The sequence below is a fragment of the Ketobacter sp. MCCC 1A13808 genome, assembly GCF_009746715.1.
In the GTDB taxonomy this organism is placed as follows: domain Bacteria; phylum Pseudomonadota; class Gammaproteobacteria; order Pseudomonadales; family Ketobacteraceae; genus Ketobacter.
The window spans coordinates 1-3,962 of record NZ_VRKW01000038.1; the positions used below are offsets into that span (position 1 = coordinate 1).

The 3,962-nt window shown below is 43.1% G+C and carries 4 protein-coding genes; 1 reads left to right on the top strand and 3 read right to left on the bottom strand.

From position 1 onward, the window contains the following. Window positions 1-187, top strand: a 187-nt coding sequence (locus tag FT643_RS23630) for a hypothetical protein (RefSeq protein ID WP_232340409.1), incomplete at its 5' end; no start/stop codon positions are given. Here FT643_RS23630 and FT643_RS22665 read toward each other — a convergent pair. The 3 genes from FT643_RS22665 to FT643_RS22675 form a co-directional block, all read right to left on the bottom strand. Beyond that, the gene (locus FT643_RS22665; protein ID WP_156873684.1) at window positions 184-1,008 is read right to left on the bottom strand and encodes a hypothetical protein; all 825 of its coding nucleotides are present in this window, start codon (window positions 1,006-1,008) and stop codon (window positions 184-186) included. The two genes, FT643_RS23630 and FT643_RS22665, sit on opposite strands and share 4 nt — an antisense overlap. 152 nt (window positions 1,009-1,160) lie before the next feature. Beyond that, window positions 1,161-1,577, bottom strand: coding sequence for a putative quinol monooxygenase (locus FT643_RS22670; RefSeq protein ID WP_156873685.1), 417 nt, complete (start codon window positions 1,575-1,577; stop codon window positions 1,161-1,163). Between the two features lie 76 nt (window positions 1,578-1,653). Beyond that, window positions 1,654-2,388, bottom strand: a complete 735-nt coding sequence (locus FT643_RS22675; protein WP_156873686.1) for a hypothetical protein — start codon at window positions 2,386-2,388, stop codon at window positions 1,654-1,656. Window positions 2,389-3,962: the final 1,574 nt, after the last annotated feature.

The window sequence follows — 3,962 nt, forward strand, 5'->3', positions numbered from 1 at the left end:
ACAGAAAGATGAAATCGCTGACCAGTTCCCTCACAGCTTTAGCTGGGTTTTTCACACACTGACTATAGACTTTATCGTACATCCAGCCCGGTATGATCCTGAGCGGGTGCACTATAACGCCGCCAGCAGGGGCCGAAAAACCAGAGCGGAGCGGCGGTTTTTTGGTCCCTCTGGCTGGCCTTGTTAGGCATTGATAGACCCGATACTTTTTTCAAAGTATTTTTTATACAGTTTATGGGGTGTTTTGCCCTTAAAATCCATATTTCTCATGCCTTCTAGAGGTTCCTCGGAAGCATGAATTGCAACCGGGCAAAATTTAAATCTTGCTCCTTTGTCACACTCAACTGTTTTCGCTGGAAAGAATCTTTGAACCTCCTCCATCTGCCTTGCCGCATATTCAAAGAACTTATTACGGGGAACACCTTGCATTTGTAATTGTGCAATAGCGCTTGGGCTTATTATATCCTCGATTTCCGCAGTCGAATCTGTGCCACCTTTTTCAAGGATTATTTTAGGTACATATTTCTTTTTCTTGCCACTGTAAGCTTGCTCTCCAATTGTTATATCCACAATATTGAATGGAGGTGCAAATAGCCAAGAGTGCGCTGCGGTAGATTCTCCATGATCCACTGACCAGAAGTATGTTGTCTCCTCATTGGATGAAGGAGGAAACTCGATAGTGCATGAGCCTTTAATAGACGCACACCAAACTCCATGTTTTTCTAGCATTCGCGCCAATATGCCTGTTATGTCTACACAAGCACCTTGCCGCCCATTTTTCTTCAAATGCTCATACAGCAACTTCGATGCTTTAGTAATAATGACTTCTGCCTGTTTCAGATATTCTTCGCTATACGGGCGAGAAGCAACATAGAAAGCGCAGTTATTGAGGTATTCTGGGTTTGATCTTTCGGCTGCAATAAAATTTGGATGATCGTAGAAATTTGGTGCGTCAACAGGTATTTCTCTCAACGCAAAATCTTCCATAATTTCTTTATATGTTCTCATAAATACATACTTGCTCTGATTGGATGCCTAACGCCGCCAACACAGGCCGAGCGACAGCGAGGTCCAGCCCAATGCGGCTTTTTGCATTGGGCGATTGTGCTTGGCTTTGTTAGGCTTTTCCCTTGATTTTAATCGATAGCTAGAACTCTTGATCATTTTTGGGCTAAAGAATGCTTCCTGAAAATCTTTTCCATCGTTTCTAAATCTATAATCGACATATCAACCAAATTTAATGATTTAACCATTTTAATGGTTGTTGTTTTGTACTTCTTAAAATGAGGCGTTTCAAGATGTGAATCATAGGCTTTTTTATTGGTATAAATTTCGAGTATTCTCACCTGGGTCGGGTTTTCAACCTGATACATTGGATAGATCGCAATGACGCCCGGCTCTAATCTAACTGATGCCTCAGCTTCCTCCTTTAAGATCTCCAAATACTCTTCAAGATACCCTTCGTGTATTTCAATTTCTGAGATCCGTACCATGCCCTCATACTCGTCAGCGAGAGAAATTACCGAAGCTATAGACATAAGTAACACCAAAAAAGCTTTAGGAATAAAATTTGCCATACTTTCACCATTTTATAGATGCGCTAATTCGATAGCCTAACGCCTAAAGAACCGGCGGTGAAACCGTCCGGTTGCTTTATTTGTTAGATTTTCTTGCAGCACGCGCTGACTCCCTGCTTTTAATAAGAGAATTCTCATATTTCGAATATACTTTAGTCACTAGATTAGTTCGAACTTGAAATAGTTTTTTGAAATGACTTTCAAAATCACGCTCAAACGTTGCAGGACTTACCACAAGGTCGTGAACTGCATCAGCTAGATGACCAACTAACGCCAACTTGAATTGTAATGACTGATAATTTTCCTTGTTTATTAGTTTGTATTTATCTGGTTCAACTGCAGTTTCATCGCTATTGAATGGGTATATCCATTGACCGTGAGCAAGCTTGTTTCTGATTTCTATAATAACTCTTAGCTCATTTGATAAAACATCATGAAGCGCACCTCTTCTGGCCGCGTGTGCAACACCTAAAGAGCGCTCATCAAGCGGAGCTTTGGTTATTTTGTGGTGTTTCCGAAAAGCTAGATCTATAGTTTCTTGCCACTGCTCAAGTTGAGATGACTTATCCGTTATTTGTTTTCTCTCAACTTCGCTGAACCCGAACTCCTCATGGAGAAGTTTCCTTAACCTTGTTTCAGCCCAAGCCCCGATCAAAAATGAGTACAGACGAAGTAGTGATCTTAAGCTCTGCTGAGGGTCTCTTGAGGCAATTTCTGATCGAGCCATTCGGCCAGTATGACTTATAGCCAGTTCTAACTCTCGTAAATTAGCAACATGCTGACTATATATTTTGGAAGGATTTCTAGACATTTTGAATTACCACCGTTAAAGCCTACTCGTTGAATAGGCTTTAACGGTGAGGATTCGAACCTCACAAATACTCTCCTTGCGGAGTGTGTTTTCCCTTACACCATCGTTCAGAAGCAACTTTATATAACCTCTATGTAAATTGGAACAGTTATCTGAAAAATCTAACGCAAAGGTCAGTGGGCCTGTGGAGTGGAGCGATTTTTGTGGTAAAAGGCGCGAAGCGACACCACAAAAATTGCGGAACGTAACTGGCTCCACTGCACCGCCTGGTTATAATTTGCTTGGGTAAAACGCATTGCCTGCAACGCCCACCAACTCGTATTTTGTTTTGTCTTTTGTTGCATCGTAATAGGATAAAACTGTTGAAGCCCTAATGTAAGTGGGCCGACCTATCGAGTTATGATGCTGCCGTATATCACGCTGTTTGTCACCGCAAGAATGCACTCAAGGTTTGTGGCAACGGAATAAACCACGATCCGAATCAAATGCACCTCTGTCAAGATTTGCCGCGTCCTCGATGTCCACGAACCGCCCATGCACCCGGAACCAACCCGATAGAAAACACCGTGAAACCACAACACCTGAACAAAACTACGGCCCGACTCTGGGGCAGTGCTTCTTGAACTAAATCGCTAACTCAGTCCAAATAGCGGAGACAATGCTAACTCTAGTTGATCACTTCCAGCTTTAAACTACTTAATATTCTAACCGAACAAGCGGTAGCAACGCCCTACCGGACTTGCGAAGGTGTATATGTAGAACCGCTTGGTTTTAAAAATATTTGAACTGGCAATTTATAACGCAAAGGTCAGTGGGCCTGTGAAGTGGAGCGATTTTTGTGGTAAAAGGCGCGAAGCGACACCACAAAAATTGCGGAACGTAACTGGCTCCACTGCACCGCCTGGTTATAATTTGCTTGGGTAAAACGCATTGCCTGCAACGCCCACCAACTCGTATTTTGTTTTGTCTTTTGTTGCATCGTAATAGGATAAAACTGTTGAAGCCCTAATGTAAGTGGGCCGACCTATCGAGTTATGATGCTGCCGTATATCACGCTGTTTGTCACCGCAAGAATGCACTCAAGGTTTGTGGCAACGGAATAAACCACGATCCGAATCAAATGCACCTCTGTCAAGATTTGCCGCGTCCTCGATGTCCACGAACCGCCCATGCACCCGGAACCAACCCGATAGAAAACACCGTGAAACCACAACACCTGAACAAAACTACGGCCCGACTCTGGGGCAGTGCTTTTTGAACTAAATCGCTAACTCAGTCCAAATAGCGGAGACAATGCTAACTCTAGTTGATCACTTCCAGCTTTAAACTACTTAATATTCTAACCGAACAAGCGGTAGCAACGCCCTACCGGACTTGCGAAGGTGTATATGTAGAACCGCTTGGTTTTAAAAATATTTGAACTGGCAATTTATAACGCCGGCAACATGGGCGTAGTGTAGTGGAGCATTTTTTGTGGTAAAAAGAGCGCAGCGATACCACAAAAAATGCGGAACGAAACTGCGTCCCGTGCTTGCCCTGGTTATTTGTTGCCTGTACAAAAGCGAATTGCCTGC